The organism is Dissulfurimicrobium sp. (assembly GCF_049968175.1).
Lineage (GTDB): Bacteria > Desulfobacterota > Dissulfuribacteria > Dissulfuribacterales > Sh68 > Dissulfurimicrobium > Dissulfurimicrobium hydrothermale.
Map to the genome: position 1 here is coordinate 1 of NZ_JBMFRG010000095.1, position 4,780 is coordinate 4,780.

Annotated in this window: 5 protein-coding genes and 1 pseudogene; all 6 read right to left on the reverse strand. The window is 47.0% G+C overall.

Features of this window, described 5'->3' with window-relative positions; translation table 11 throughout:
• A pseudogene (locus ACP5SG_RS09365) lies at nt 1-430 on the reverse strand (hypothetical protein); the annotation flags it as partial.
• Nucleotides 390-1,520 (reverse strand): dTDP-4-amino-4,6-dideoxygalactose transaminase, encoded by a 1,131-nt coding sequence (gene rffA / locus ACP5SG_RS09370; RefSeq protein WP_428123950.1) that lies wholly within the window; start codon nt 1,518-1,520, stop codon nt 390-392. The gene rffA and the pseudogene ACP5SG_RS09365, both read right to left, overlap by 41 nt.
• 9 nt (nt 1,521-1,529) lie before the next feature.
• The gene (locus ACP5SG_RS09375) at nt 1,530-2,405 is read right to left on the reverse strand and encodes a class I SAM-dependent methyltransferase (protein ID WP_428123953.1); all 876 of its coding nucleotides are present in this window, start codon (nt 2,403-2,405) and stop codon (nt 1,530-1,532) included.
• Nucleotides 2,402-2,809: a GtrA family protein gene (locus ACP5SG_RS09380; protein ID WP_428123960.1), complete on the reverse strand. Its 408-nt coding sequence runs from the start codon at nt 2,807-2,809 to the stop codon at nt 2,402-2,404. The genes ACP5SG_RS09375 and ACP5SG_RS09380 overlap by 4 nt, the downstream gene beginning before the upstream one ends.
• Before the next feature lie 3 nt (nt 2,810-2,812).
• Nucleotides 2,813-3,421, reverse strand: a complete 609-nt coding sequence (locus ACP5SG_RS09385) for a hypothetical protein (protein ID WP_428123965.1) — start codon at nt 3,419-3,421, stop codon at nt 2,813-2,815.
• A 142-nt stretch (nt 3,422-3,563) separates the two neighbouring features.
• Nucleotides 3,564-4,526 carry a glycosyltransferase gene (locus ACP5SG_RS09390; RefSeq protein WP_428123967.1) on the reverse strand — a complete coding sequence of 321 codons (963 nt, stop codon included), beginning with the start codon at nt 4,524-4,526 and terminating at the stop codon, nt 3,564-3,566.
• Nucleotides 4,527-4,780 lie beyond the last annotated feature (254 nt).

Here is a 4,780-nt window from a genome sequence, read left to right on the forward strand (position 1 = left end):
TCAGTATCAACCAGGCCATACCAAGGCATAACCCCATTTCTACCGAGGCTGCTACAGCATGGAGTGTAAAACTGTTTTTGAAGAAAGGAAGCAGAGGAACGATCAACAACTGGGGCATTAAAAACCACAAATCACCATTTACATATATCCACCCATTTGGAAATAGCGATTTACTGGAATAAATTTCTTCGGCGAGGATATTTTTGACTGCGGAATCTGAATGAAAAAATAATTTCCATGTAATGAAGTGAAAAAACAGGGCATCTCCAAGGATCAATATCACACAAGAACCAACAAAGAGTTGAACCCATCTGGATTTGATATCTTTAGCTAGGATAACGGCATTTCCTTTCCTGCTTACTGACATAGTTGTTCTTCCTTGTATCATTTCAATTTTTTTTGAAAAAATCCAAAACCCTTTCGATAACATATCCCTGCTGCTCTTCCAATCCTACCCATAGAGGTAATCTGACAAGACAATCAGCAGCCTTTAGAGTATTTTCCATAGACCCGTGAAAGCGGCCAAAGCGACAGCCGGCAGGGGCCGTGTGAAGCGGCACATAGTGAAAAACGCAATGGATTTCATGCTGTTTCATATAATTGATGAAAGCTGTGCGGGTCTCTATGTCTGGCATTAAAAGATAATACATGTGTGCATTGTGTTTACAATGCAATGGGATGAAAGGTCTTCTTATATGACCCATTTCTTCCAGTGCTTTAAATGCCTCGTGATAAGTCTGCCAGATGGCGAGGCGCCTTGCTGTTATGGATTCCGCCTCTTCCATCTGCGCCCACAGAAAGGCCGCAATAAGTTCACTTGGTAAATAGGATGAGCCGATATCCACCCATGTGTATTTGTCCACCTCCCCGCGAAAAAACTTACTGCGATTCGTCCCTTTTTCACGAATCACTTCGGCCCTCTCAATAAATCTTTCGTCATTAACCAACAAGGCCCCACCTTCACCAGAGATGATGTTCTTGGTTTCATGGAAAGATAGTGCGCCCATGTGCCCGATGCTTCCCAATGGTCTTCCTTTATATGCAGCCATGACCCCTTGCGCCGCATCCTCGATTACAATCAAATTGTATTTTTTGGCAATCGACATGATAACGTCCATCTCGCATCCAACTCCGGCATAATGAACCGGCACGATTGCGCGGGTTCTGCTGGTAATAGCTGCCTCGATCTTGCTCTCATCCAAATTCAGCGTATCAGGGCGGATATCGACAAATACAGGGACCCCGCCGCGCAACACAAAGGCATTGGCCGTAGAGACAAAGGTGTAAGACGGCATAATGACTTCATCGCCCGGCTGAATGTCAGCCAGGATTGCCGCCATTTCCAGGGCGGCGGTGCAGGAGTGCGTAAGAAGCGCCTTTTTAGCCCCGGTCTTCTCCTCCAGCCAGGCGTGACATCGCTTGGTGAAATAGCCATCGCCTGCTAACCAGCCTCTATTATGCGCCTGGGAGATATACCATAATTCCTTGCCGGTCATGTAGGGTCTATTGAACGGAATCATTGCCATACCTCATGCCTTTCTGGCAACAAGCAGAAGAGATCCCCCAAAAGGAAACCTCACGCCAAGCCTTATCATAATTCGTTCCAGTTTCATCACGATCCCAAGTATCCAATTTACAAAAGGGTTTATTTTTAGCTCGGCAAGAGGGTCAAACAATTTTATTTTACAGTTCCTTTGCCTGAGCCTCCTGGATATCCACATAAACGGTAACAGCAAGGAGACAAAAGAGGTGATATAAACGACCTCAAAACCCGCCTTTGCTACCTTCTGGATCAACTCACTTCTCGTGTAACGACGCATGTGACAGGCCATTTCATCCTGACGGCTCCACAACCAGGGATGCTGGGGCACGGTTAAAATGACGCCACCACCCGGCCTTAACGCTCGATATATCTCTATCAATACAGTTTGGTCCTCTTTGATATGTTCCAGCATATCAAAGGCGCCGATGACATCAAAATGCGACTCATAAGGTATGCGGCGTGCATCCATCTGAAAAAATTCGGCATGTGGCAACCGACGTGCGGCATAGACAAGACCGGCAATGAAGATTTCGCTGCCTGTAAGTGCGGCGTTTGGGAAGGCGGCGCCTATTGCAGAAAGCACAAATGCGGTACCGCATCCTATTTCAAAAAAAGACTTAAAGTCAGGAAAATATTTTTGCAGGGCATGAATAATAAGTTTATTGCGTGTTTGAAACCAGAAATTCCCGGCCTCAAGTCTGGCAAGTTCCTCGAAATACTCAGGCAGGAACCCATCGCCATTATGGGCCAATTCTGGAGCCAGGGCTGAAAACCCGTCAATATTTTGTGGCTCGCAGCCACAGGCCGGACATTGCCAACCGGCAGAATCAAATGGTTCAGCGCAGGCCGGGCAGCGTTTCACGCCACTCCCTTTGCCAATTGCCCTGACTTATCGGCATTCGTAAATATCCAGTATTTCTGGAGCAAAAACAGCAGGGCCGCAAAAAACACAATGGCCACCCCCTGGACGATCTGGTGAGGCATACCCATGTGATCCACAAAGAGGATTAAAATCGATAGATTGAGCAGATAACAACCCCCGTATGCTATCAGGTAACGGAACAGGCTGCGCTGGGTGTCACCAGCGTGGGCAAAAGTCCATCTTTTATTAAGAATAAAGGTCTGCAATACTCCCAGCGCAAAAAGTCCTGTCATCGCCATTTTAGGACCAACACCAAGGGTGGTCAGGGCGATATAGAGAAGATAGAGCAGAATATTGGATAGCGATCCAACCAAAATGTAACGTAAAATCTGCCTACCAACCATGGATCAGCCCCAATAATGAAACATGGAGGCAGGGTTTTTAAACTTAAAGCCCAAACGGGCATAAAGATTAAGCACAGCGGTGTTGTTGGTTGATATACGGGTATTAACACAGTCAAAACCATGAGCCATCATATTAGATAAAGTACTCAACCATAGAAAATCCCCCAATCCGCTGCGAGCAAATTGCTGCTTGAATCCAGCAAGGATTAGCTGATCTTGTTTTTGTGCCAGAAAGCCGACCACATCTTCACCAATCATGGCGATATAAATCATAACACCTGGATCAGAGATGAGGTCTCTCGCCCAGTTAAAAAACCGCAGGTCTGCCAATTCCCTGGGACAATTTGGGTCCATGTGAAACCTGTCATCTGAAAATGATCCGCGGGCGCACTCCATTACTTGAGATTGTAGAACAGCGTCATTTTTATCCATCGCTATCACTCTAAGATTTTTATCACGATGGCGGGATGGAATAAAAGACATGGGATCGGCATTGAACCGTTTTAATACATCGGATTTTTGAAGTGCAAGATATGGATCCAGGGTCTGTTCAACGAAATAAAATCCTTCCCTCTGAATAGCAGGAATAAGGGCATGATACTGCTTTGGCACCCTGACTGATATAAATATGTTGCCATGTTCGTCACGCGCCCTGGCTATCTCTTTAGACAATGTCTGCATATCAAATACAGGCAGGAAGGCTCCATTGAGCATGAAGCCTTCCCGTCCAAGACATCTTGTCTCCCAAGGCGCTTTAATCAGGGTTTCCATCTTCTCCCCCTTTAAGATATTTAGTCCCGTCGGTTTGCAAGTGAATTACATAAGGCGGACGATCCATGGTGCGCAGGTACATGCGCGCCAGGTATTCCCCGATAATCCCTAACGCAAAGAGCTGAACGCCGGAAAATATGGCGATAATGGATGCAAGAAAGGTAAAACCTGGCACGCTGCCACCGCTTGCAAGATAACGAACAACGACATAGCCAAGCAGTGAAAAGCCAAATATGGCAAATATGAATCCGATTATGCTTGCCACTTGAAGCGGCAATGTCGAAAAGCCTGTTATCATATTCACGGCATGGATTATAAGCTTTCGAAGTGTATAGCCGGATACGCCGGATTGACGTGGATGATGTTTGACCGCAACAGAAGCAAAACTTGTGGTTCCCCATGTCAACAGGACATCTATAGAGACGAGGGGGCTGCGATAGCCTTCAAAGGCCTTGCGAATGTCTGTCCGAAAGGCGCGGAAGGCGCTGACCTTCCTTGCGGTCTCCACACCCATGGCACCCTGCAGGGCATATTTTGTAATACGGGATGCCCAGTCGCGCAAAAAACCATGCTGTTCCCGCTCCGGTGCGCCGTAAACTACATCATGACCCTCGGATAATTTGGCCAGAAGCTTGGGGATCTCTTCCGGAGGATTCTGCAAATCATCGTCCATAGTCACGATCACGTCATACCGAGCTGCGCGAATGCCGCACAACAAGGCGTTATGCTGGCCGTAGTTGCGAGACAGACGAATACCGCGCACTCGCCTGTCTTTCTCTGTGATACGCTGAATAATCTCCCATGAATCATCCCCGCCGCCATCTTCAACGAAGAGGATTTCATAATCCTTGATTCCAATCTGAGAAATAGTCGCTGCAATCCTATCGTACAGATCGAAAAGGATTCGACCTGAACGAAAAACTGGTATCACTATGGAAAGCGTCATAATAGTCTCCCGTTAATCTGACTAACGATAGGCACGACTTTCCTGTCTTAGATGAAAGAGACCACCCAGATCGTTGAAGGTCTATTGAGCTACCACTCCCCATGACTTCATGCCTGTCCCATTCATGAACCACAGCGTAACCATGCCTGTAGAACTATTACGCCATAGGATGTCAAAATTGAGATCATTATCAAACCGCCCGGTGCCTGCGACAGTCCAGCCGGCGTTTCCTGCACCTAGAATGGTTGCCCAGC

Bases quoted from the DNA above. Each gene is read 5' to 3' on its own strand.
- ACP5SG_RS09380 (WP_428123960.1), bottom strand. From the start codon at position 2,809: ATGGTTGGTAGGCAGATTTTACGTTACATTTTGGTTGGATCGCTATCC.
- rffA (WP_428123950.1), bottom strand. From the start codon at position 1,520: ATGATTCCGTTCAATAGACCCTACATGACCGGCAAGGAATTATGGTAT.
- ACP5SG_RS09390 (WP_428123967.1), bottom strand. From the start codon at position 4,526: ATGACGCTTTCCATAGTGATACCAGTTTTTCGTTCAGGTCGAATCCTT.